Source organism: Primorskyibacter flagellatus (assembly GCF_900176485.1).
Taxonomy (GTDB): domain Bacteria; phylum Pseudomonadota; class Alphaproteobacteria; order Rhodobacterales; family Rhodobacteraceae; genus Primorskyibacter; species Primorskyibacter flagellatus.
Map to the genome: position 1 here is coordinate 1 of NZ_FWYD01000063.1, position 1,394 is coordinate 1,394.

General features: G+C 63.7%; 1 protein-coding gene. It reads left to right on the forward strand.

The window, feature by feature from the left end:
• Window positions 1-95: 95 nt before the first annotated feature.
• Window positions 96-1,361 carry an IS256 family transposase gene (locus B8991_RS20920; RefSeq protein ID WP_143514708.1) on the forward strand — a complete coding sequence of 422 codons (1,266 nt, stop codon included), beginning with the start codon at window positions 96-98 and terminating at the stop codon, window positions 1,359-1,361.
• The last annotated feature ends 33 nt before the right edge of the window (window positions 1,362-1,394 follow it).

Genomic DNA, 1,394 nt, shown 5'->3' on the forward strand with positions numbered 1-1,394 from the left:
GAGCTATGCCGGGAAATGGGTGACGGGGTCTGAGAAGGCGGCATATCGTGGCGGGTGCTAAAGCCTGCCAGAACTTCCAGAAGGAACGATACGCCATGACGAAAGATACAGAGATCATCACCCTGCGTCAGCCTGAATCTGTCGGCGATCCGCTGACCGAGATTGCCCGGGACGGGGCGCGCCGGATGCTGGCCGCGGCGCTCTGCGCCGAAGCCGACGCCTTTGTCGATCAATATTCAGAAGAAGTCCTGCCGGATGGGCGTCAGCGGGTTGTCCGGCATGGTTACGGGCCGGAGCGATCCGTCCAGACTGGGATCGGCGCGCTCGATGTACGCCGCCCGAAGGTGCGGGACCGCGCTGCCGAGCCCGATGACGAGAAGGTGCGGTTAACCTCAAACATCCTGCCGAAATGGGCACGGCGTTCCAAGAGCCTCGATGCGCTGCTGCCGGCGCTCTACCTGCGCGGCATTTCCACCGGCGATTTTCAGGAGGCGCTCGCCGCGCTGCTGGGCGCTGACGCGCCGAACCTGTCGCCAAGTGTGATCTCGCGCCTGACCGGAGAGTGGCAGCAGGAATACGTCCGCTGGCAGCGCCGCGATCTCTCGGCCCGGCGATATGTCTACATCTGGGCCGGCGGCGTCTATCTGCAGGCCCGGATGGAGCCGCAGGCCGAATGCATGCTGGTCATTCTCGGCGCCACGCCCGAAGGCAAGAAAGAGCTTGTGGGCTTTCAGGTTGGCGTTCGGGAGAGCGCCCAGAGCTGGCGCGAGCTCTTGGTCGACATCAAGGCGCGCGGCCTCTCGGTGCCGCCCGAGGTTGCCGTGGGCGATGGCGCCATGGGGTTCTGGAAGGCGCTTGACGAGGTCTTCCCCGGCACGCGCCATCAGCGCTGTTGGGTTCACAAGACGGCCAACGTCCTGAACAAATTCCCGAAATCCATGCAGCTGACAGTGAAGGTCGACCTGCGCGAGATCTGGCAGGCCGAGACCCGCGCCAAGGCCAAGGCCGCCATGGACATCTTCGCCGAGAAATACGGTGTCAAATACGAGAAGGCGGTGACCTGCCTGACAAAGGACTGCGGCGCCCTGCTGGCTTTCCACGACTTCCCGGCCGACCATTGGGATCACCTGCGCACGGGCAACCCGATCGAAAGCGTGTTCGCCACCGTCCGGCACAGGACCGTGCGAACCAAAGGCGCGCTGTCGCAAAAGACGGCAAAGCTCATGGTCTTCAAGCTCGTTCAGTCCGCCGCAAAGACATGGCGCCGTCTGAAGGGCGCGAACCGGTTGCCAATGGTCATCGAAGGCGTCACATTCACCGACGGTGTCGCCGCAACCAATGCCGAAAACCGCGCCGCTTGATCAGGCCGCATCACCCAGAATCCCGCATAGCTC